The sequence below is a fragment of the Paraburkholderia sp. Cy-641 genome, assembly GCF_011752945.1.
In the GTDB taxonomy this organism is placed as follows: Bacteria; Pseudomonadota; Gammaproteobacteria; order Burkholderiales; family Burkholderiaceae; genus Paraburkholderia.
The window spans coordinates 33,294-54,141 of sequence record NZ_VWWM01000007.1 but is presented as its reverse complement, the minus strand read 5'-3'; the positions used below and the strand labels follow the sequence as shown (position 1 = coordinate 54,141).

Sequence of the window (20,848 nt, the reverse complement as noted above, 5' to 3'; positions counted from 1 at the left end):
ATTTCACGAAGACGATCCCACAAACTCGCCAGGGAAATCCGCATGGAACTGTTATCCGTCGCTATCTTTGCAGGTGCATTGCTGCTCAACGCGGCGACTCCCGGCCCGAGCGTCGTCGCACTGGTCTCGCGCGTTATCGCGAGAGGATGGCGCGGTGTGATTCCTTTCGTCGCGGCGATGTGGATCGGCGAGGTGATCTGGCTCAGCATGGCAATGGCCGGGCTCACGATGCTGGCCCAGACCTTCCAGTTCATCTTTCACGCAATCAGATGGCTGGGCTGTGCTTACCTGTTCTGGCTCGCAATCCGGATGTGGCGGCAACCCGCAACGGAAGCCGAAGATACGCTGCCGCGCCGATCTTCGGCACTGTCGATGTTCGGTGCGGGCATGGCCGTTACCTTGGGTAATCCGAAGATCATGGTTTTCTATATTGCGTTGCTGCCTGCGTTGATCGATCTTTCGTCGGTGGGTGTGCGGCAGTGGGCGATGCTTGCGTCGGTTACTCTCGTGACGTTGGCCGCGATCGACCTGAGCTGGATATTGTTGGCCCATAAGGCGCGCTTTATTCTGCGCACGCCTCGCGCGGTTCGCTTTGCCAATCGTGTTGGCGCATTTGCGCTCGGCGGTGCGGCGGTGGCTATTGCGAGCCGCAATTGAGCACGTCATAACTAAGTGGGCCACGCCAATGCAAACCGAAATCAGAAACGCGACGTTACAAGATCTTCCCATCGTGCGGCGAATCACCGAACGTGCCTACGCGGTGTGGTTGCCGGTTCTCGGCTTCCACCCACAGCCCGTTACGGAAGATCACGCACCACGCATCGCGCGCGGTGAAGTGATGCTGGCGTGTGTGCATGACGAAGTCGCGGGCCTTATCGTCGTCGAATCCGGCGATGCACATGATCTGATTTTCAATGTCGCGATAGACCCCGATTATGCCGGCAAGGGAATTGGCGCTCGCCTGATTGCCGAGGCCGAGCAGCGTGCCAAAGCGAACGGTAAGTCGAGCATGAAGCTCTACACGAATGCGTTGATGAGCAGGAACATCGCTCTCTATTCGAAACTCGGCTACGTTGAAACAGGGCGACGTCCACATCCGTCGCGCGTCAATTCCACGATCGTCGATATGGCGAAAGCACTTTGATCTGACAGCGCTGTTTCTCTTCGACCGCATTCTGTTATCGAACGACGGGCGGCGAGTTCAGTAGTTCTCTGTCGTCGTTGTATTGTCCGCGCTGCGCGAATGTTCTGTAGAAGAGGTGGCCGCAGTCGAATCGGACTCGGGCCCGGAGTCCAACTGCGAAGCCGCTCCCGCACCACCCGCCTGCCCCGGCCTCAACAACAAGCCACCCAACACGCCGGCCGCAGCCGCAAAAACCGCTCCGAACAGAAACGCCACGTGATACCCGCTATTGAGCGCGGCCGCCGCGCTCGCCGTGGCCTGCATCGCTTCACTGCGCGCCGCGGCGAGACTCGCGAGCACCGCGAGTCCAAGCGCTCCACCCATCATGAAAGACGTGTTGACGATGCCCGATGCGAGACCCGAGTCGGCCGCATCGACGTCGCTCATCGCGGCAAGCAGCAGCGGATTGAACGCGATGCCCGCGCCGAAGCCGAGCAGGATCATGCCGGGCAGTACATCGGGCACGAAGCCGCCGTCCACGGGCGCACGCACGAATAGCGCGAGGCCGCACGCGGCGACGAGCAGACCAACTGCGAGCGGACAACGCAGCCCGAAGCGCATCACGACGCGCGCAGAGAGCCCGAGAGAGAAGAATCCCATGATCAGGTTGGCGGGCAGAAACGCGAGCCCGACCTGCAATGGTCGATAGCCGAGCACGCGTTGCAGGTACAGCGCGGAGATGAAGAACCACGCGAACATCGCCGCAGCCCACAACACGCCGACCACGTTGGCGGTCGCGACATTGCGCAGACGCAGGAGGTCGAGCGGCATCAACGGATGCCCGACTTTCGCTTCGATCGCAAGGAACGCGCCGAGCAGCGCAAGCGCGGCGCATAGCAGGCCGAGCGTTTGCAGCGAGGTCCAGCCCGCTTCGTTGCCGTTCACGACCGCGTAGACGGCAAGCATCAGCGATACGGTGATAGTGACCGCGCCGGCCACGTCGAGCCGTTCGCCGTGCGCGTGTCCGCGCGCGGCGGGCAGCAGCGCGAGGCACAGCGCATACACGGCGATGCCGATCGGCAGATTGACGAGGAAGATCCAGTGCCAGCTCAAGAGGTTCGTCAGCAAGCCGCCGAGCAGCACGCCGATGCTGCCGCCGCCCGCGCAGACGAAGCCGTACACGCCCATCGCTTTCGCGCGTTCGCCGGGTTCGGTGAACAGATTCATGATTAGCGACAGCGATACCGCCGAGACGATCGCCCCGCCCAAGCCTTGCACGGCGCGCGCGGCGACCAGCAGCACTTGCGAGTTCGCCATGCCGCACGCGAGCGAAGCGAGCGTGAAGAGCGTAATGCCGCTGAGAAACAGCTTGCGATGCCCGTATAGATCGCCGAGCCGTCCGCCGAGCAGCAGGCAGCCGCCGAACGTGAGCATGTACGCGTTGACGACCCACACAAGCGAGGTTTCGCTAAAACCGAGATCGGCCGCGATGGAAGGCAGCGCGACGTTCACGATGGTGGTGTCGAGCACGATCATCAGTACGCCGAGGCATAGAACGATTAGCGCGAGCCAGCGTTGTCGGCCGTGAATGGCATGGGTCATGCGGGCGCTCCTGTGGCGCAGTGGATCGGGTTTGCGGCGAGTCGGCCGGGGGCTGTCCGATGCCGGACGAGGCCGCGAGCCGGGGCAGTGCGTCGGCGGCCGTGGTTTGGCGATACTCGCAGGCCAGGTTCAAGGGGCCGAACCCTGCAGCCGTTTGTCGATTGTAAGGGGATGGTCGAGTCTAGCCTGATGAGTTGTGCGACACAATAGATGGGAGTTTTCAGCGTATTCCGATTGTGACCGATTGCCTTGTTCGTCGAGAATCGACGGGAGTGGGAGGTAAGACTTTCCGCTTCGACATTTCAATGTAGGAAGTTCCGTGCCACAAGAATAAGAGGTCCATGTGTCCTTCTTCAAACGCAAGGCTGAAGAGCTACAGATCAAGCGGGCAGAGCGGGAGAGTACCCGGAGTCTGGAAAAGACCTTCCGGAAATCGCTCAGCGAGTTGAAAGCTCTCTTTGCTACAGGCCCTCATGATTTAGAAAAGCTTCGGCATTCGGCTTATCCCAAACCGATCTATCAAGGCGACGTGGGTATCCATGCCTTTGGACTGGTTTACCACGTTCAACCTCATCAGTTTCCAGTCTTGCTGAATTTGACGAGGCAAGGAAGAAAAGAGGTTTCCTACCTTCATTTCGAGCGAGTGCTCGACGGGTATTCGCTCCATACCATCGTCTCTCCCGAGTGGCGGTTTGCGCAGCGCGATGTGCGACTGCTCTCCAACGACGTCGAACTGCTCGCTGCCTTATCGACGCAAGGTTTCCAGCCGCCGCCCCCGTGGATTACCTTGTATGAGCTTGGTCTCGTTTTATACGTCACCCAAGGCGATGCTCATTTCTGGCTGAACTATGTATGGGACCCGTTCTGGGAAAGCCTGAGTCTTGAAGAGCAGGATGGGTATCTCGCTCGGGCAAGGATGGAGACTGCTACCTATATTCTGGAAGGAGATTGGGCCGAGTGGGTCGAGAGCGTCAGGATGCGTGATGCCCGATACCGAAAACTCGAGGACTAAAATGAATCCGGATTGGGAAGAAGCAGACAAGATGACCAATCCATGACAAAGCCTACTTATGAAATTAAGCTCTCTGGCAAAGTGGTGGATACCCATATTCCTGTTCGGGTTCGTCATTCTCCGACTCGCCACCCACACGACCGACCTCAGTGCGAGCGAATGCATTAGACGCATGTCCGAAAACCGCCACTACATCGCAGAGCGATGCCTGCTTCAATGGAGAGGCGGCAACAATCCGGACTACGTCGGCCGAGTCTACGACGCCGGCTCAGGCGAGTTACTCGTGCGCAGAACCTTCAGCACGCCAGTTCCCGAACTGGTTTGGCTGAATAACGACGCGGTTTCTTTTTCTCGTGGCGGCGACAACACATCGTTTGTGAAGCTGCCGCCGTCGCTTTATGACCGGCTCGACGCGAAACTTTCCTTGCGCGTGTTCTGAGTCAAGTAACAGCGACGTCGGCGGCCACCACTCACACCTTCGACTTCCCACCCATCAACCGATTCGAAGGCAACGTTTCATCGAGCAACTTCCGCGCACTCTCGATTCCCGCCACCGGCAACCCCTCAGGATCAAGCAATCCCACCTGCACGAGCACCGAAGCCTGATCCCAATAGATGTGCTCGTTATAGAGCTTGTCGCCGCGGAAGCACACCACCGCGAGCATCGGCACTTCGAAGTACTTGCCGGTCGGCGCAACGCCCGGCAGCAGCCAGTCGATTTCGCAGCTATGCGTGCAACTGAAAATGAATTCGTCGACAATGCGGTCCGCGCCGATCGTGCGCGAAATCGGAATCAGCCTGGTATCGGGCGGATTCGAGTTGACGAAGTGATGCGTGTAGAAGCGTTTGAGATTGTCGTGGCCGACACCGCCCGTCATCGTTGGCACATGATTGACATACGGTTGCGCGACCATCGTCGGCATGACCGCATCGACGTCGCGCGTCGCGAACTCGTGATAGCAATGCGCTTCCCACAGCGCGTTGAGATCGTAGACGGGGCCGAGCACCTTGCGCAGCAGCGCGAGCGTGCGCGAGTACGCCATCATTGCGGCGGGCTTGTCGTATTGCTTGCGCGCCGGCGCCGCGAATGCATGATCGCAGCCGGGGTACAGGTATTGCTCGATGTGCGGCCGCGTGCGCAATGCCGCGCCGATGCGCTCGCGCGTTTCAGGTGGGCAATGCGCGTCGTTCTCGGGGAAGTGAAACACCATCGGGCAGTGGATCGACGGCACTTCGTTCAGATGGGCGTCGAGGCCCACGCCGTAGTAACTGACCGCACAGTCGACGTCGGTGCGCGCTGCGGCGAGAAACGCGAGCTTGCCGCCGAGGCAGTAGCCGACTACGCCGACCTTACCCGCCTGTTCGGGCAGCCCGCGTAACGTGGCGATGGTGGCGGCGATGTCCTTGACCGCGAGGTCGGCGTCGAACTGGCCGAGATAGCCGAGCGCCTGTTGCATGTCGGTCTCGCCGTAACCGAGGTCGATGCCCGGCTTGATGCGCCAGAACAGGTCCGGCACGAGCACGACGTAACCTTCTTCAGCGTAGCGGTCGGCGGTCGCTTTCATCGAATCGTTGACGCCGAAAATTTCCTGCAGCAGCACGAGCCCGGGGCCGGAGCCCTGCGCGGGCCGCGCGACATAAGCGTTGAAACGGCCGCCGTCTTCGGCGACGACTTCGATGAAAGAGCCTGTCATGCGATTTCGATCCCATGAAGTGGGTTACGTCATCGTACGCAACTCGAAACGTTTGAGCTTGCCGGTTTCGGTGCGCGGCAGTGCGCCGACAAAAGTGATGACACGGGGATATTTATAAGGCGCCACGCTATTCTTCACGAAATCCTGTAGTTGCGCGACCGTTTTGTCATCGGCGGTATAGCCGGGGTTCAGCACGACGAATGCCTTGACGATCTGTCCGCGCGTTTCGTCGGGGATGCCGATCACACCACATTCGGCCACCGCTTCGTGTTGCAGCAGCACGCTTTCCACTTCGGGGCCGGAGATGTTGTAGCCGGCCGAGACGATCATGTCGTCGGCGCGCGCCTGGTAGAACACGTAGCCGTCCGCGTCGAGATAGACCGAATCGCCGGGCAGATTCCAGCCGTCGCGCACGAAGCGCAGTTGCCGGTCGTCGGCGAGATAGCGGCAGCCGGTCGGGCCGCGCACCGCGAGCTTGCCGATCGTGCCGGGCGGCACCGGCCGCATGTCGTCGTCTACCGCTTGCACGACGTAGCCGGGCACCGCGCGGCCAATCGCGTTCGCGCGAATCTCCTCGCCCTGCGCCGCAATGAAAATATGGATCAGCTCGGTGCCGCCGATGCCGTCGATCATGTCGATCCCGGTCGCGTCATGCCATAGCCGGCGTGTCGAATCGGGCAGCGCTTCGCCGGCCGACACGGCTTTCTTCAGCGTCGACACGTTGTGTTGCGCGACGAGCGGCGCCATTTGCCGATAAAAAGTCGGTGCCGTGAACATGACCGTCGCGCCGAAACGTTCGACGAGCACGAGCAGCGTTTCGGGCGTGAGCTTTTCGACGAGCACCGTCGAGGCGCCGACACGCAGCGGAAAGCACAGCAATCCGCCGAGGCCGAACGTAAACGCGAGCGGTGGCGTACCGCAGAAGATGTCGTTCGAAGACGGCTTCAGCACATGGCGCGGAAACAGATCGCACATCGCGATCACGTCGCGATGGAAATGCATGCAGCCCTTCGGCGCGCCGGTCGTGCCGCTCGTGAACGCGATCAGGCAGACGTCGTCGGCGGCCGTATCGCATGCGGTGAAGTGCGCGGGCTTGCTGGCCGCGAGCGTGTCGAGCGAATCGGCGGAGTCGTCGTGAAAGCGACGCGTTTGCGTGAGCGTCGGGCAGTAGAACTCGTCGGCGGGATCGGTGCAGCGCGCGAGTTCGCCGGTCAGGCGCGCATCGCATAGCGCGGCGCTGATCCGCGCTTTTACGATAATCTGCTTCAGTTCTTTCGCGCGCAGCAGCGGCATGGTCGGCACGACGACGAGTCCGGCCTTCAGCGCCGCGAACATCGCCACGGCCATCTGCAAGGTATTCGGTCCGCGCAGCAGCACGCGGTTGCCCGGCTGCAAACCCATTTCGTCGACGAGCACATGGGCGCTGCGATTCACGAGCGCGAGCAGTTCGCCGTAGGTCGTCGCGTGCGGCTTGCCGTCCACGTCGGACCAGATGGCCGGCCGGTCGCGATAACCGGCCTCGATGGTCCGTTCGAGCAGTTCGGTCGCGCAGTTCAGCCGCGCCGGATAGTCCACGTCCGGGTTGTCGAGCAGAAAGACGGGCCATTGATCCTGCGGCGGAAGATTGTCGCGCGCGAAAGTATCGACGTGTGCTGACGGTTCCATCATGGTCTCCCGGTGTCGTTGAGCCGGTTAATGCACTGCGTTTGGCGTGTGGGGCGGCGCGGCTTTCAATGAGGAATCATGGCGGTGGCCTCGATCTCGACCTTGGCGCGATCCTCGATCAGCGCAACGACCTGCACCGCGCTCATCGCGATGTCGTAATCGCCGATCAGTTCGCGAAACGCGCGGCCGATGTCTTTCAGCGCCGCGAGGTATTCGCGCTTGTCGGTGACGTACCACGTCATGCGCACGAGGTGCTCGGGCTTGCCGCCCGCTTCGCGCAGCACGGCGAGCAGGTTCTTGATCGCCTGCACCGCTTGCGCGGCGAAGTCGTCAGTATGGAACTGGGCCTGTTCGTCCCAGCCGATCTGACCGGCGATGAACACCTGCGTGCCGGTGGCCGCGACGCCGTTCGCATAGCCGCGTGGTTTGATCCAGCCGGCGGGAAGGAGAGCTTTTTTCATGAGCGTTGCGCCTCGGTGCGCTTCGATGGATGGGACGATGGAGCGTATGCCGCGAGCGCGCTCGCGATGTCGTCGGGAATCCCGATGGATTTGCCGGTCTCGAACGACATCGTCACGAGCACCTGTTTCGCGCGAAAGCGCGTTTCGCCGTTGCAGTGACCGACGATGTCGAGGCCGATCGAACTGCGGCCGATCACGGTGACGCTCAGCGTCAGCGTGATCGTCTCGCCCATCTGGCTCGGCCGCGAGAATTCGCAATCGAGCTTGACGATCGGCAGGCCGATGCGGCGCTGGCCGATCATGTGCGCGTAGTCGATCAGCAGGCCCTCGTTGAACCAGTCTTCGACAAGCGCATTGGTCATCACGAGATACTGCGGAAAGAACACGATGCCGGCCGGATCGCAGTGCGAAAAGCGGATGCGTACGGGTCTTTCGAACGAAGCGCTCATTGGGCGTGCTCCCCGGCGACGGCAACGGTGGCGGCGTGCGCTTTCAGCAGATCGCGGCCGACGATCAATTGCTGCACTTCGGTCGCGCCTTCGTAGATGCGCAGCGCGCGAATCTCGCGATATAGCATCTCGACCGCGGTGCCGCTTTGCACGCCCATGCCACCGTAAAGCTGCACGGCGGCGTCGATCACCTGCTGCGCGCCTTCGCTCGCGTGCCACTTCGCGAGCGCCGCTTCGCGCGTGACGTTCTCGCCCTGATCGCGCAGCCACGCGGCGCGATAGACGAGCAGCGCACTGCTGTCGATGGTCAGCGCCATTTGCGCGAGCTTCGCTTGTGTGAGCTGGAAGTCGCCGAGCGTCTGGCCGAACATCTTGCGCGACGACGCGCGTGCGAGACCCTCGGCCATCGCATGACGCGCGAAGCCGAGCGAGGCCGCCGCGACCGACGTGCGGAAAATATCGAGCGTGCGCATTGCGAGCTTGAAGCCTTCGCCGGGCACGCCGAGCATCTGGCTCTTCGGCACGCGCGCGTTCGTGAAGCGCAGGCGCGCGAGCGGATGCGGCGCGATCACGTCGATACGCTCGGCAATGTCGAGCCCCGGCGTATCGGCATCGACCACGAACGCGCTGATGCCGCGTGCGCCTGGTGCTTCGCCGGTGCGCGCGAACACGACGTAGAAGTCTGCGATGCCGCCGTTCGAGATCCACGTCTTCTCGCCGTCGAGCACGTAGGCGTCGCCGTCTTCGCGAGCGGCGAGCGCCATCGCGGCGACGTCGGAGCCCGCTTGCGGCTCCGACAACGCGAATGCGGCGATGGCCGTGCCGTTCGCGACGCGCGGCAGATAGCGCGACTTCTGCTCATGCGTGCCGCCGAGCGAGATCGCGCCCGAGCCGAGCCCTTGCATGGCGAGCGCGAAGTCCGCGAGACCGGAATGCTTCGCGAGCGTTTCGCGCAGCAGGCAGACGGCGCGCGTGTCGATCGTGTCGCCGTGGCCGCCGTATGCAACGCCGCCGACGCCGTATTTCAGCCAGCCCGCCGCGCCGAGTTCGCGCACGAGACGGCGGCAGGTCGCATCGGTATCCTGATGATCGTCATGCGCGAGATTGGCGCGGCACCATGCTTCGATGCCGGCGGCCAGTTCGCGATGACGCGGCTCGAAGAACGGCCACGCGAGTGCGCTGTGCATGTCGATCTTATGGTCCTGAGTGGCGGCGCTCAACTCAATCTCCTTCGAACACGGGGCGCGACTTCGCCGCGAACGCGTTGTACGCGCGCTCGAAATCGCGCGTGCTCATGCAGATCGCCTGCGCCTGTGCTTCCGATTCGATGGCTTCGTCGATGCTCATGCTCCATTCCTGGTGCAGCATCTTCTTCGTCATGCCGTGCGCGAAGGTCGGGCCTGCGGCGAGATCGGCGGCGAGCTTCTGTGCTTCTTCGAGCAGCGCCGCCGGTTCGCAGAGGCGGTTGTAGAAGCCCCACGCATGGCCTTCGTCGCCGCTTGCCGAGCGCCCCGTGAACAGCAGTTCGGCGGCGCGTCCCTGGCCGACGATGCGCGGCAGCATCGCGCAGGCGCCCATGTCGCAGCCCGCGAGGCCGACGCGCGTGAACAGGAACGCAAGCTTGCTGCGCGCGGTGGCGAGGCGCATGTCCGAGGCCATCGCGAGAATGGCGCCGGCGCCCGCGCAAACGCCATCGATGGCGGCGATGATCGGCTGCGGGCAATGGCGCATGGCCTTGACGAGATCGCCGGTCATGCGCGTGAACAGCAGCAGTTCGGGCATCGGCAGATCGATCAGCGGCGCGATGATGTCGTGTACGTCGCCGCCAGAACAGAAGTTCTCGCCCGCGCCGTGCAGCACGACCGTCTTCACGTCGGTGGCGTAGGCAAGCTGGCGGAACAGGTCGCGCAACTCCGCATACGATTCGAACGTGAGCGGGTTCTTGCGCTCGGGGCGGTTCAGCGTGATCGTCGCGACTTTGCCCGTCACCGACCAGCCGAAGTGTTTCGCTTCGTATCCGGCGAGCGTGAGGCGGTTGCCGGCCAGCAGCGCGTCGGCGTTGGATCGTGTCATGTGTGTGTCCCCTGCAAGGTAATGGCGGCGGGTCGGTATGGGTCAGTTCTTGAGACTGTCGAGCAGATGTTGCTTCAGTTTGCCGAGGCGGTCATGCGTGTGCACCTTTTCGTCGATGCTCAGGCCACCGAACATTTCGACGACCCATTGCTCATGCGCGGCCGCCATGCGGTCGAACGCCTTGCGGCCGGCGGGCGTGAGGCACACGCTGATCGAGCGGCGGTCGTTCGGATCGGCGCTGCGCAAGACGAGCCCTTCTTTTTCGAGCTGATCGGTAATGCCGGTGACGTTGCCGCCCGTCACCATCATGCGGCGCGACAGTTCGGTCATCTTCAGGCCTTCGGGATGGCGTTCGAGTTGCGCCATCAGATCGAAACGCGGCAACGTCGTGTCGAATTCGTTGCGCAGGCGTTTGCGCAATTCGGCCTGCACGAGATTCGTCGTGGTCAGCATGCGCAGCCAGAGACGCAGGCCCATGTGACTGTCCGCGCCCGTACTCATTTCGAGGTCCACGACGTTCTCCGCGGGTTGGGCGACACCTTTGCGCGACGGCTTCTTTTCTACGGCCGCGGCGGTGGCCGCCGCGGGCTTGCCTGCGTGTGTCGATTTGCTCACATCACTTCTCCGCCGGAGATCGAAATGGATTGGCCCGTGATCGCGTCCGAGCCGGGCTGGCACAGCCACAGCACCGAGTTGGCGACCTGCTCGGGACTGACGAAGCGGCGCTGCGGGTTCGAGCGCAGCAGCGCTTCGCGTGCCTGCTCTTCGGTGCGCGAAGTTTTGCTCGTAATCTGTTCGAGCGAAGCGTGCAGCAGTTCGGTTTCCGTATAGCCGGGACACACCGCATTGACCGTGATGCCGCGCGTCGCGACTTCGAGCGCGAGCGAGCGCGTGAGGCCGATCACGCCGTGTTTCGCCGCGCAATACGCGGCCACGTAGGCATAGCCGATCTGCCCCGCGGTACTCGCGACGTTGACGATGCGCCCGTACCCACGTTCGAGCATGCCCGGCAACACCGCGCGCGCGCCGAGAAATACGCCGGTGAGGTTCACATCGAGCATGCGCTGCCAGAGCGCCATGTCGGTATGCGCGAACGGCGCGGCCTGCGCCTGCCCCGCGTTGTTGACGAGCATATCGACCGCGCCCGCCTGGTCGAACGCCCGCGCGACCGCTTCTTCCTGCGTCACGTCCACGCTGATGCAGGCCACGTTGCCGAGTGCCGCGCATCGTTCGCGCTGCGCTTCGAGCCGTTGCGCGTTGCGGCCCATCAGCGTGACACGCGCGCCCGCGCGCAGCAGCGCCTCGGCGACCGCCGCGCCGATGCCGCTGCCGCCGCCCGTGACGACGGCATGCTGTCCAGTGAGCCATGAGGTTGGCGTGTTCACGTCGTTCCTTCCGCGCGCTGGGCGCGTTGTTGTGAGGTGAGGCCCGCGTTCGCGATGGCCTGCGCGCGTTCGCGTTCGAGATTGCGTTCGAGCTGGACCTTGGCTGCCGTGTAGGGCTTCGGCCACGCGACGTCGAGATAGCCGATCTTCGCGGCTTCGTTCAGCGTCCACGCCGGATTCGCGAGATGCGGACGCGCGATCGCGCAGAGGTCCGCGCGGCCCGCCGCGATGATGCTGTTCACGTGGTCCGCTTCCGAGATCGCGCCGACCGCGATCGTCGCGATACCGGCCTCGTTGCGCACGCGATCGGCGAACGGCGTCTGGAACATGCGGCCATACACGGGCTTTTCTTCCTTGCTGACCTGGCCCGACGAGACGTCGATCATGTCCGCGCCCGCTGCCTTGAAGGCCTCGGCGATCTTCACGGCGTCGTCGGGCGTATTGCCGCCTTCGACCCAGTCGTGCGCGGAAATACGCACCGAAATCGGCTTTTCTTGCGGCCATACCGCGCGCATCGCCTTGAACACACGCAGCGGATAACGCAGACGGTTTTCGAGCGAACCGCCGTATTCGTCGGTGCGTCGATTCGTGAGCGGCGACAGGAAGCTCGACAGGAAATAGCCGTGCGCGCAGTGTAGTTCGAGCCAGTCGAAGCCGGCTTCGACCGACATGCGCGTTGCCTCGACGAATTGCGCCTCGATCTCGCGCAGTTCCTCACGCGTGGCTTCGCGCGAATGCTGGCTGATGCCGCGCAAGTACTGTTGCGGCGATGCCGAGATAAGCGGCCAGTTGCCTTCGGCGAGCGGCTGATCGATGCCTTCCCACGCAACGCGCGTCGAACCTTTTGCGCCCGAGTGGCCGAGTTGAATGCCGATCTTCGCATCGGACTGGCTATGCACAAGATCGACGATGCGCTTCCATGCGGCCAGATGCGCGGGAGCGTACATGCCGGGGCATGCGGGCGTGATACGCGCTTCGGGCGACACGCAGGTCATTTCCGTCATGACGAGCGCGGCGCCGCCCATCGCGCGCGCGCCGAGATGCATGAGGTGATAGTCGCCGGGCACGCCGTCGACGGCCGAGTACTGCGCCATCGGCGAGACCACGACGCGGTTTTTCAGCGTGACGCCGCGCACCGTGAACGGCGTGAACATCGGCGGAATGGAGTGCTTTTTCGGCGCGCGCTCGATGCCGGAACGCTGCGCGAGCCAGTCTTCGAAGCCCGACAGATAGTGCGCGTCGCGCTCGCGCAGGTTCTCGTGCGAGATGCGCTGCGAGCGCGTGAGCAGCGAATACGCGAACTGTTCCGGCTCGAACGACGTATAACGGTCGACGTGTTCGAACCACTCCGTCGAATTGCGCGCGGCGTTCTGAATCCGCAGTACGTCGATGCTGCGAACTTCGGTGTAGTGCGCGAGCGCAGCGGCGAGGTCGCCGGGATGCGCGCTCATGCTGTTGGCGAGCTCGATGGCGTCTTCGAGCGCGAGCTTGGTGCCCGAGCCGATCGAGAAGTGTGCGGTGTGCGCGGCGTCGCCCATCAGCACGACCGGGGTTTGCGTGCCGTTCGCGTTCGCGCGCCAATGCACCCACTCCGTGTTGACGACGCGCGGGAAGCGAATCCATTGCGACGAGCCGCGCAAGTGCGCTGCGTTCGACATCAGCGCATGGCCGTCGAGGTACTTCGCGAACAGCTTCTCGCAGAATGCGATGCTGTCTTCCTTGCTCATGTCGTCGAGACCGGCGGCGCGCCATACGCGCTCGGGCGTCTCGACGATGAAGGTCGAGGTTTGATCGTCGAAGCGATAGGCGTGGGCCTGAAACCAGCCGAATTCGGTTTCTTCGAACGCGAACGTGAAGGCGTCGAAGAGCTTTTTCGTGCCGAGCCAAACGAAGCGGCAGTCGCGCACGTCGATGTCGGGCTCGTAAGTGGCCGCGTACTTTTGCCGGACCATGCTGTTCAGGCCGTCGCATGCGATGACGAGGTCGGCGTCGTAGGCGGTGTCGTCCATGACCTGCGTTTCGAACACGAGCTTCACGCCGAGTTCTTCGCAGCGCGCTTGCAGGATATTGAGCAGACGTTTGCGGCCGATGCCGCAGAAGCCGTGACCCGACGAGCGAACCGTCCGGCCGCGGAAATGAATTTCGATGTCGTCCCAGTGATTGAACGCGTCGAGGATCGCCTCGGCGCTCGGGGCGTCGGCCGCGCGCAGATTGCCGAGCGTCTGGTCGGAGAATACGACGCCCCAGCCGAACGTATCGTAGGGGCGGTTGCGCTCGACGACCGTGACGTCATAGCCCGGGTTGCGTTTTTTCATCAATAGACCGAAGTACAACCCGGCCGGGCCGCCACCGATACAGACGATGCGCATGCTGGTTCCCCAAAAAATGGACTCTGCGGTGAGATTAATTTAGGTTTTGATAGTTTAGATGTCAAGTAAATTTCGAGAAGAAGGGCAAGGACCTGAAAGACAAACACCCCGAAAGCCGGACCTATGTCCAGCCTTCGGGGTGCGGTTCAGCTCGAAGCGCGTGCTCGCCTTGCGCCTATGCGCGCCTCGCTATCATTCGCGATAACTGTTACTGGCCGGCCGGCGACGCGACGGACGGGGTCGCCAGCGTGTTGTGGCTCCCGTACGCGTTGCCGCCGGACGTCGTGCTGCTCATGCTCTTCTGCACGTTCGAGTTCTGCGAGCCGGTGCCCATGCCGCTGTCCGAGCCAGTGGCGCCGGGCGTGCCGTAGCCGCTCGTCTGCTGCGGGGCGGCCGGCGATACGACCGAGGGGGTGGCGAGCGTGTTGTGGCTCTGTGCGTATGCGCCGCCCGACAGCGCAAGTGCGGCGACGGCCGCGATTGACATGCTGATTGCCTTGTTCATGATTCGTGCCTCCACGATTGGACTGGAATGTCGACGCAGCCGATCGTCATCGGCTTGATCGTGAATCGAGCAATTATCGTGACTGGTGCTCTTATTCACCTTGAGACGAGGTGCGTCGTGCAGAGCGTTTCGTTTGTACCTGGCAGAGCCGCCGCCCCGTTCAGCCGCGTCCGCCCTATGCGATTTCGTCGCGGGACAGATGCGGGAGACGCCGCGTGACCGGAATCGACGCGAACGAATTGATGCAACCAGCATGCACCATCGAATCGATCGAGATCGTGATGACTGGCGGCTGCGGCGACATGACTGCTCGATACCAGGAACAATGGAAAACATCGAATGGATCGATTTCCTGAAGCGCTTGCAACAGTATAGGCGAAGCAGCGATTTCGCGGCGCCGGTGCCGCCGCAGTGCCGGCAAAGCATGCTTCGATGGTTGACCGGACCCAGTTGACCCGTGTTTGCGCCGCGCAGTCGACGGCCGCTTATGCGGCGCATTGATCGACCCCGCCGCAATCCAGTTCGTGGAGACAATGGGCGAAACGAAGCCCCTCACTTGAGCAGACCGACGTAATGGGCCCGTGGCCGAAGCAGCGTCCCGTCGGCGATCTGCTCGATGGCATGCGCCATCCAGCCCACGCTGCGGCCGATCGCGAACATCGAGAACACCGAGTCGTCCGGCAAGCCGCAGTACCTGGCCAGCGCGGTGAGCGCGATGTCGATCGTCGGCGCGAGGCTGCTCGTCCGATGCACGTATGCGGTCAGTTCGCGCACATCGTCGGGGGCGTCGAACGCGGCCAGCAGGTCCGCCGCACGCGGATCGCCCTGCGGATACAGCTCGTGACCGAAGCCGGGCAGCGGGCCGTGAGTGGCCCTCCAGTGCTCGACGGCCGTTGCGACACCGTGTTCGCGCACTTCGCCGAGCAATGCCTGCACGCGTGCCGGGGCGCCGCCATGCAGCGGTCCCGACAACGCGGCCAGGCCCGCCAGCATGCAGGCGCCGAGCGATGCGCCCGTCGATGCGGTCACGCGCGCGGCAAACGCCGAGGTCGTCAGCTCCTGGTCCGCCAGCCACACCAGCGCGCGGCGCAGCAGATCCGCCTGCGCTTCGCAGCGCCACGCACGCGCGATGCGCAGATGCAGGGGACCGTCGCCGTTCAGCGCGACGAAGCTGCTGGCGAGCCGGCCCACCAGGCTGGCCGCTTCGTCGTGCAGATGCCGCGGATCCGTCGTGAGATTCGAACCCGGGTTGGCGGCCGCGAGCGAGATCGATACATACGCTCGCGCGAGTGGCGTGGTGTCCGGCGTAGCCGGCAGCGCGTCGCGCAGCGTCGGAAAACGCGGCGAGTGCTCGCAGTCCCACAGGCATTGCGCGGCGTCTTCGAGCGTGGCCCGCGCGGCGAGTTCGAGCGCATCCGTGCCGCGGTAATAGAGCCGCCCGCGCTCGATCGTGGAAATGCGCGTGTTGATGATGGGCTCGCCCCACGCCATCGTGCTCGCGGCAATATTCTTGTGGGCACGCCCGAGATTGCGTTTCTTCATCAGCGCGGCGACATCCGACGCGCTATAGAGCTTGCGGCTCACATGCTCCGGGTCCCAGCGCACTTCGATGCGCCCGCGGCTGACATACGCATACAGGGTCTGCTTGCGCACACCCAGCGCGCGGCAGGCCTCCTCCTGAGTCATCCAGCTTTGCACGTTGATTGTCTCAATCAAGATTGACGCCCGGTGGCAGCGTGCGTCAAATTCGCTCCACACGTTCGCATGCGCCCATCGCGCACGAGCGCGGATACCGGCAATCATAGCGCGCCGCCGCCCCCGAGCCGTCATGGCGGCGCGGCCGCGCCAACAGGAGACAACGATGTTCACGCAAAGGACGGGTGGCTATGCCGCGACGGACGCGGTTCGCGTCACGCGCACCCGCTTCACGATTCTGGCGGTGATTCTGCTGCTCGCGACGGTCGCTTATGCCGATCGCGCGATCCTCTCGATCGCCGGCCCGGGCATCGCCAAAGAGTTCGGGCTCGACCATGTGCAGCTCGGCTATGTGCTGTCGGCGTTCAGCTGGGCCTATGTGGTCGGGCAGATTCCCGGCGGCCTGCTGCTCGATCGCCTCGGCACCAAGACCATGTATGGCGCCACGCTCGTTCTCTGGTCCATCGCGACGATACTCGTCGGCTTGATTGGCCATGTGACCACGGACCTCTCGGTCGCACTCGGCTTGCTGTTCGCGCTGCGCTTCGCACTCGGGCTGATCGAGGCGCCCAGTTTTCCGGCCAATAGCCGCGTGGCGGTCATGTGGTTTCCGAAAGAAGAGCGCGGGCTGGCTACCTCGCTGTTCGCGTCCGCATCGTATTTCGCGGTAGCGATTTTCTCGCCGCTGGCCGGCTGGCTTACCGCGAAGTTCGGCTGGCCCGCGCCGTTCTTCGCGCTCGGGTTGATCGGCATCGCGTCCGCCGGGGTGTGGGCCGTCGTGATGCACGAACCGGGCAAGCACCCGCGCGTATCGCAAGCCGAACTCGACCGGCTCGTCGCGGGCGGCGCGATGATCGACATCGACTCGGCCCACGAGCGTCTTTCGCGTCCCGTGATGTCGGGCAAGGCGCTGCGTCTGCTGCTCGGCAATCGCATGCTCTGGTGCTCGTACATCGGCCAGTATTGCGTGATTGCGCTGAGCTATTTCTTCATCACCTGGTTTCCGATCTATCTGGTGCAGGCGCGTGGCATGAACGTCATGCAGGCGGGGCTCGCGACGATGCTGCCGGCCGTGTCGGGTTTTCTCGGCGGCATTGCGGGCGGCGTAATTTCGGACTGGCTGATCCGCAAGGGCTGGAGCGTGTCGTGGGCGCGCAAGACGCCGTATATCGTCGGCATGGCGGTCGGCTGCTGCATCGTGTTCTCGGCGTTTACGGAAAGCAATACCGCCATCGTTCTGCTGATGACGCTCGCGTTCTTCGGCAAGGGCGCGGCGGCGGGCGCGGGCACGTGGGCCATCGTCAGCGATACGGCGCCGCGCGAGGCCGTGGGTCTCGCGGGTGCGATCTTCAACTGCGTCGGCAATATCGGCGGTATCGTCACGCCGATCGTGTTCGGCTATATCGTGCAGGCCACCGGCGGCTATACCGCCGGACTTTATTTTGTTGCGGCACACTGCCTGATCGCCGCCGTGGTGTATCTCGTGTTCATGGGCCGCATCGAGCGCGTGAAGGTGAACTGAGCGCGGCGAAACGCACGCGCATCGCAACGTATAACGGATTGATCCATCATGTCGAAACCCATCATTCTCAATGCCGCCGAGTTGCCGGCGCGCACCCAGGCGGAACTCGCCTCGCTCTTTACCGTGCTCGACCTGCCGCAGCAAGCGGACGAAGCCGCCGCGCTGCTCGCGCGACACGGCGCCTCGATTCGCGGCATTGCGCTGCGCAAGACGAAGATCGACGCGGCGTTTCTCGCTGCACTGCCCGCGCTGGAGATCATCGCGAGCTATAGCGCCGGGCTCGACAATCTCGACGTTCAAAGCGCGCAGGCGCGCGGCATTCGCATCGAGAACGCGTCGCGCGTCCTGGCCGAGGACGTTGCCAACACCGCGATCGGTCTCGCGCTCGCCGTCACGCGCGATCTCGTGCAGGCGGATGCCTACGTTCGTTCCGGCCGATGGCCCGAGCAGGGCGCGCTGCCTCTCGGCCGCTCGATCTCGCGCATGAGGATCGGCATCGTCGGGCTCGGCACGATCGGCGCGGCGATTGCGAAGCGCCTGCAGGCATTCGGTTCACGGCTTGCGTACTATGGCCCGAACCGCAAGCCGGTCGATCTGCCGTATTACGACGACGTGGCGCGCCTCGCGGCGGATAGCGACATGCTTATCCTGACCTGTCCGCTCTCGCCGCAAACGCATCATCTGGTCGACGCGCGAGTGATCGACGCGCTGGGGCCGCAGGGCTTTCTCGTCAACATCGCGCGCGGGCCGGTGGTCGACGAGGCGGCACTGATCGCGGCGCTCGCGGACAAGCGGATCGCGGGCGCGGCGCTCGACGTGTTCGAGCATGAACCGCATGTGCCTCGTGCGCTGATCGACGATCCGCGTGTCGTGCTCACGCCGCATATCGGTTCGGCTACCGAAGAAACGCGCACGGGCATGGCGGATAACGTTGTCGATATGCTTGCGAGCCACTTCGGCATTGCCGGTCCGCGCAGCACGTCGACGCGTGTGGCCGAGGCCGGGAATGCGGCGCCGGCAGTGCCGGCACTCTGAACGTAGATAAAGGGCGTCGCGGAAGAGTCTTCGCGGCGCCTGTTTGGTTGAATGCCTCTCTGGGGCGTGCAGTCGCCAGTCACCCGCGATCTAGCGATAGTTCACAAAGTCGATGATGTCGTTGAGGAACCACGGCAAGATCAATTGGGTGTCGGAATAGCTGGTGCCGACCGTGAGTCTCGGCGGTCGCGAGGCACCATCGCCGGGCCTGGCGCCCTCGGGCGTGTGCAGGATGTAGCTATTCGCATGGGCCGGGCTCGACCACCCAGCCTGATCGCTCGCGGACGACGACGTCGAGGTGCAACCGGCAGTGAGTACGAAAAGAACTGCTGCGAAGCAAAGGGACTTCATGGTGGTTTGAACTCCAGCAACACGACTTTGGCGATGTGCCGATGGCGAATCCAGTGCGGATCAATTCGCCGTGGTGAATCGATTGTGCCAAAAGCGGCGCTGTACGTGTCGAAAACCCTTGTGTCGTCCGGCATCCCGAGCGGGTCTGCCGATAGATGGTCCCAGTCGTGACGCGCAGTTCTTTCGATGTGATGCTTGCGATATGAGTCAGCGTGGGTCCGCGATCGTTTCTCGCTTCACGTGCGTGACTTTTCCGCCCGAAAAGATCAGGTAACTCACGACGGCGAGAGTGCAGACCGCGATGCCGCCATAAAGCATGAGCCACTCGAAGCCATGGACGAGCGCGCCGCGGCTGATGGCCGCAAATCCGTCGCTGGACAAAGCCGGCCATTGCGCCGCCGCCGCGGGATGCAGGTCGCCGATGGCGATGCGGTTTGCCATGGCGTCCCACGAGATGTCGAGCGGCGCCGCGGGCAGCGCATCTTGCAGACGATGCGCAACGCCCTTGACGAGAAGGAGCCCCATCATCGCGATGTTGATGGCGAGCGTAATCATGCGGGCGCTCATGTCGATGCCCGATGCCATGCCGGCGCGCGTGCCCGAAGCCGAACCGGTCGTCGTATTGGTGACCGGCGTATTGGTGATGCCGAGTCCCGCGCCGGCAACGAAGCAGCCCGGAAGAATCGCGAGCGCGCTCGTGTGATCGAAAGCACTGCCCACACGCATCAGAAAGAACCCGAGTCCGATCGTGAACAGGCCCGCGGGAATGACAATAGCCGGCGAATAGCGCAATGCCAGACGCTCGCCTATCGGCGGGAATACGAGAGTCGGCAATGTATAGGCCAATAGAAACAGTCCCGCCACCATGGGGCTTGCGCCCAGTGCATGCTGGAAATAGATCGGCAGATAGATGATGAACGGCCAGAAGCTGAAGTTCATGCCGACCGAGCCGAGCAGCGCACCCGAGAAATTGCGGATTCGGAACACGGAGAAATCGAACATCGGATGCGCACTGCGCATTTCCGCCACGAAGAACGCCACGAGACTCGCAGTACTCGCGACGAAAATCGCGATGCCCGAGCGACTCGTGAAGCCGATATCGGCCCCCTGCGTAATAAACGAAACGAAGCCGAATACGGCGCCCGACAACGTCACCATGCCGGCGACGTCGAGCTTGCTCGCGTGCGGGTCGCGCGACTCGCGCACGCCGGGTACCGCGAGTACCAACGTCACGATGGAAATGAGCACGTGAACCCAGAAGACCCATTGCCAACTCGATAGTGCGACGATCGCGCTGCCGATCAACGGCCCGAAGCCCAAACCGATACCGAGGATGATGCCCCACGCGCTGAATGCCCGGGCGCGTTCGGCGCCTTGCGGAAACTGATGCGACAGCACGGCGACGAGACAGATGAGCATCGCGCCGCCGCTTGCGCCCTGCAGAAAACGGCTCGCGATCAGCACGGGCGCACTCGATGCGAGTCCGCACCACAGCGAGGCGATGCCGAACAACACGATCGAGACAATGAACATGCGCTTGCGGCCGAAGCGATCCGCGAGCGTTCCGGTTGCCATGAGTACGGTCGTACACGCGATGGTGTACGCGTTCATGATCCACTGCATCTGCTTGAAATCGGCGTGCAGCACGCCTTCCAGTGTCGGCAATATGGCCGGCACGCTCGAAATTTCGAGGCCGAACATCATCGCCGCGAGACACACGGCGAATAGCGCGAGGATATTCCGTCGAGCGTCGCACGGAAGGCATTGCTTCGTGGTTGCTTGCGGTTCGAGGTCGCATACCTGCATGTTTGACTCCAAAGGGTGGCGCGCCATTGCGATGGCATGGCGGTGAACGACCCAATCCAGTTTAGGGGAATAAGATTCCCTTATTGGTCCATTAAATTCCC

General features: G+C 63.3%; 21 protein-coding genes. 7 read left to right on the top strand and 14 right to left on the bottom strand.

All coding sequences use genetic code 11. The features are described 5' to 3' along the window. The first annotated feature begins 42 nt into the window (after positions 1–42). Together F3J20_RS05715 and F3J20_RS05710 are read left to right on the top strand one after the other, a co-directional pair. Entirely contained in the window at positions 43–657 is a 615-nt protein-coding gene (locus F3J20_RS05715) for a LysE family translocator (protein ID WP_167282400.1), read from the top strand. A gap of 28 nt (positions 658–685) precedes the next feature. After that, complete coding sequence (locus F3J20_RS05710) at positions 686–1,144, top strand: GNAT family N-acetyltransferase (RefSeq protein ID WP_167282399.1); 459 nt, start codon at positions 686–688, stop codon at positions 1,142–1,144. Positions 1,145–1,201: 57 nt separating this feature from the next. Here the strand turns inward: F3J20_RS05710 and F3J20_RS05705 are convergent, their stop codons facing one another. Continuing rightward, on the bottom strand, positions 1,202–2,725 hold the full coding sequence (locus F3J20_RS05705; RefSeq protein WP_167282398.1) for an MFS transporter: 1,524 nt from the start codon (positions 2,723–2,725) through the stop codon (positions 1,202–1,204). 343 nt (positions 2,726–3,068) lie between these two features. Between F3J20_RS05705 and F3J20_RS05700 the strand changes: the two genes are divergently transcribed. Further along, on the top strand, positions 3,069–3,737 hold the full coding sequence (locus F3J20_RS05700; RefSeq protein WP_167282397.1) for a hypothetical protein: 669 nt from the start codon (positions 3,069–3,071) through the stop codon (positions 3,735–3,737). Between the two features lie 172 nt (positions 3,738–3,909). Continuing rightward, positions 3,910–4,176, top strand: a complete 267-nt coding sequence (locus F3J20_RS05695) for a hypothetical protein (protein ID WP_167042827.1) — start codon at positions 3,910–3,912, stop codon at positions 4,174–4,176. Between the two features lie 31 nt (positions 4,177–4,207). Here the strand turns inward: F3J20_RS05695 and F3J20_RS05690 are convergent, their stop codons facing one another. From F3J20_RS05690 to F3J20_RS05645, 10 genes are all read right to left on the bottom strand, one after another. Then, on the bottom strand, positions 4,208–5,431 hold the full coding sequence (locus tag F3J20_RS05690; RefSeq protein WP_167282396.1) for a dienelactone hydrolase family protein: 1,224 nt from the start codon (positions 5,429–5,431) through the stop codon (positions 4,208–4,210). Between the two features lie 24 nt (positions 5,432–5,455). Next, positions 5,456–7,096 (bottom strand): AMP-binding protein, encoded by a 1,641-nt coding sequence (locus F3J20_RS05685; RefSeq protein ID WP_167282530.1) that lies wholly within the window; start codon positions 7,094–7,096, stop codon positions 5,456–5,458. 65 nt (positions 7,097–7,161) lie between these two features. Then, positions 7,162–7,557 (bottom strand): RidA family protein, encoded by a 396-nt coding sequence (locus tag F3J20_RS05680; protein WP_167042823.1) that lies wholly within the window; start codon positions 7,555–7,557, stop codon positions 7,162–7,164. Continuing rightward, positions 7,554–8,006, bottom strand: coding sequence for a thioesterase family protein (locus F3J20_RS05675; RefSeq protein WP_167042821.1), 453 nt, complete (start codon positions 8,004–8,006; stop codon positions 7,554–7,556). The genes F3J20_RS05680 and F3J20_RS05675 overlap by 4 nt, the downstream gene beginning before the upstream one ends. After that, positions 8,003–9,193, bottom strand: a complete 1,191-nt coding sequence (locus F3J20_RS05670; RefSeq protein ID WP_167282528.1) for an acyl-CoA dehydrogenase family protein — start codon at positions 9,191–9,193, stop codon at positions 8,003–8,005. The genes F3J20_RS05675 and F3J20_RS05670 overlap by 4 nt, the downstream gene beginning before the upstream one ends. A gap of 34 nt (positions 9,194–9,227) precedes the next feature. Beyond that, positions 9,228–10,079, bottom strand: a complete 852-nt coding sequence (locus tag F3J20_RS05665) for an enoyl-CoA hydratase family protein (RefSeq protein WP_167042819.1) — start codon at positions 10,077–10,079, stop codon at positions 9,228–9,230. Between the two features lie 42 nt (positions 10,080–10,121). Beyond that, complete coding sequence (locus F3J20_RS05660; RefSeq protein WP_167282395.1) at positions 10,122–10,694, bottom strand: MarR family transcriptional regulator; 573 nt, start codon at positions 10,692–10,694, stop codon at positions 10,122–10,124. After that, a complete protein-coding gene (locus F3J20_RS05655; protein ID WP_167282394.1) occupies positions 10,691–11,464 on the bottom strand; it encodes an SDR family NAD(P)-dependent oxidoreductase in 774 nt (257 codons plus the stop codon). The genes F3J20_RS05660 and F3J20_RS05655 overlap by 4 nt, the downstream gene beginning before the upstream one ends. After that, complete coding sequence (locus tag F3J20_RS05650; protein WP_167282393.1) at positions 11,461–13,833, bottom strand: bifunctional salicylyl-CoA 5-hydroxylase/oxidoreductase; 2,373 nt, start codon at positions 13,831–13,833, stop codon at positions 11,461–11,463. The genes F3J20_RS05655 and F3J20_RS05650 overlap by 4 nt, the downstream gene beginning before the upstream one ends. 208 nt (positions 13,834–14,041) lie before the next feature. Then, on the bottom strand, positions 14,042–14,338 hold the full coding sequence (locus F3J20_RS05645) for a hypothetical protein (protein WP_167042811.1): 297 nt from the start codon (positions 14,336–14,338) through the stop codon (positions 14,042–14,044). Between the two features lie 215 nt (positions 14,339–14,553). Between F3J20_RS05645 and F3J20_RS05640 the strand changes: the two genes are divergently transcribed. After that, positions 14,554–14,694 (top strand): hypothetical protein, encoded by a 141-nt coding sequence (locus F3J20_RS05640; RefSeq protein ID WP_167042809.1) that lies wholly within the window; start codon positions 14,554–14,556, stop codon positions 14,692–14,694. Positions 14,695–14,890: 196 nt separating this feature from the next. Here F3J20_RS05640 and F3J20_RS05635 read toward each other — a convergent pair whose 3' ends face one another. Next, the gene (locus F3J20_RS05635) at positions 14,891–16,024 is read right to left on the bottom strand and encodes a citrate synthase family protein (protein WP_167282392.1); all 1,134 of its coding nucleotides are present in this window, start codon (positions 16,022–16,024) and stop codon (positions 14,891–14,893) included. Positions 16,025–16,199: 175 nt separating this feature from the next. Here F3J20_RS05635 and F3J20_RS05630 point away from each other — a divergent pair, with 175 nt between their 5' ends. Both F3J20_RS05630 and F3J20_RS05625 read left to right on the top strand, forming a co-directional pair. Then, positions 16,200–17,555: an MFS transporter gene (locus F3J20_RS05630; RefSeq protein ID WP_167282390.1), complete on the top strand. Its 1,356-nt coding sequence runs from the start codon at positions 16,200–16,202 to the stop codon at positions 17,553–17,555. 48 nt (positions 17,556–17,603) lie between these two features. Then, positions 17,604–18,590, top strand: a complete 987-nt coding sequence (locus F3J20_RS05625; RefSeq protein ID WP_167282389.1) for a 2-hydroxyacid dehydrogenase — start codon at positions 17,604–17,606, stop codon at positions 18,588–18,590. 90 nt (positions 18,591–18,680) lie between these two features. On the opposite strand, the gene F3J20_RS05620 is transcribed toward F3J20_RS05625, so the two are convergent. Then, positions 18,681–18,941 carry a hypothetical protein gene (locus F3J20_RS05620; RefSeq protein ID WP_167042801.1) on the bottom strand — a complete coding sequence of 87 codons (261 nt, stop codon included), beginning with the start codon at positions 18,939–18,941 and terminating at the stop codon, positions 18,681–18,683. A gap of 207 nt (positions 18,942–19,148) precedes the next feature. After that, positions 19,149–20,747 carry an MFS transporter gene (locus F3J20_RS05615; protein ID WP_167282387.1) on the bottom strand — a complete coding sequence of 533 codons (1,599 nt, stop codon included), beginning with the start codon at positions 20,745–20,747 and terminating at the stop codon, positions 19,149–19,151. Positions 20,748–20,848: the final 101 nt, after the last annotated feature.

Excerpts from the sequence above, each read along its gene's own strand:
- F3J20_RS05715 (WP_167282400.1), top strand. The coding sequence starts at position 43 with ATGGAACTGTTATCCGTCGCTATCTTTGCAGGTGCATTGCTGCTCAAC.
- F3J20_RS05710 (WP_167282399.1), top strand. The coding sequence starts at position 686 with ATGCAAACCGAAATCAGAAACGCGACGTTACAAGATCTTCCCATCGTG.
- F3J20_RS05705 (WP_167282398.1), bottom strand. The coding sequence starts at position 2,725 with ATGACCCATGCCATTCACGGCCGACAACGCTGGCTCGCGCTAATCGTT.
- F3J20_RS05695 (WP_167042827.1), top strand. The coding sequence starts at position 3,910 with ATGTCCGAAAACCGCCACTACATCGCAGAGCGATGCCTGCTTCAATGG.
- F3J20_RS05690 (WP_167282396.1), bottom strand. The coding sequence starts at position 5,431 with ATGACAGGCTCTTTCATCGAAGTCGTCGCCGAAGACGGCGGCCGTTTC.
- F3J20_RS05685 (WP_167282530.1), bottom strand. The coding sequence starts at position 7,096 with ATGGAACCGTCAGCACACGTCGATACTTTCGCGCGCGACAATCTTCCG.
- F3J20_RS05680 (WP_167042823.1), bottom strand. The coding sequence starts at position 7,557 with ATGAAAAAAGCTCTCCTTCCCGCCGGCTGGATCAAACCACGCGGCTAT.
- F3J20_RS05675 (WP_167042821.1), bottom strand. The coding sequence starts at position 8,006 with ATGAGCGCTTCGTTCGAAAGACCCGTACGCATCCGCTTTTCGCACTGC.
- F3J20_RS05670 (WP_167282528.1), bottom strand. The coding sequence starts at position 9,193 with ATGCACAGCGCACTCGCGTGGCCGTTCTTCGAGCCGCGTCATCGCGAA.
- F3J20_RS05665 (WP_167042819.1), bottom strand. The coding sequence starts at position 10,079 with ATGACACGATCCAACGCCGACGCGCTGCTGGCCGGCAACCGCCTCACG.
- F3J20_RS05650 (WP_167282393.1), bottom strand. The coding sequence starts at position 13,833 with ATGCGCATCGTCTGTATCGGTGGCGGCCCGGCCGGGTTGTACTTCGGT.
- F3J20_RS05645 (WP_167042811.1), bottom strand. The coding sequence starts at position 14,338 with ATGAACAAGGCAATCAGCATGTCAATCGCGGCCGTCGCCGCACTTGCG.
- F3J20_RS05635 (WP_167282392.1), bottom strand. The coding sequence starts at position 16,024 with ATGACTCAGGAGGAGGCCTGCCGCGCGCTGGGTGTGCGCAAGCAGACC.
- F3J20_RS05630 (WP_167282390.1), top strand. The coding sequence starts at position 16,200 with ATGTTCACGCAAAGGACGGGTGGCTATGCCGCGACGGACGCGGTTCGC.
- F3J20_RS05625 (WP_167282389.1), top strand. The coding sequence starts at position 17,604 with ATGTCGAAACCCATCATTCTCAATGCCGCCGAGTTGCCGGCGCGCACC.
- F3J20_RS05620 (WP_167042801.1), bottom strand. The coding sequence starts at position 18,941 with ATGAAGTCCCTTTGCTTCGCAGCAGTTCTTTTCGTACTCACTGCCGGT.
- F3J20_RS05615 (WP_167282387.1), bottom strand. The coding sequence starts at position 20,747 with ATGCAGGTATGCGACCTCGAACCGCAAGCAACCACGAAGCAATGCCTT.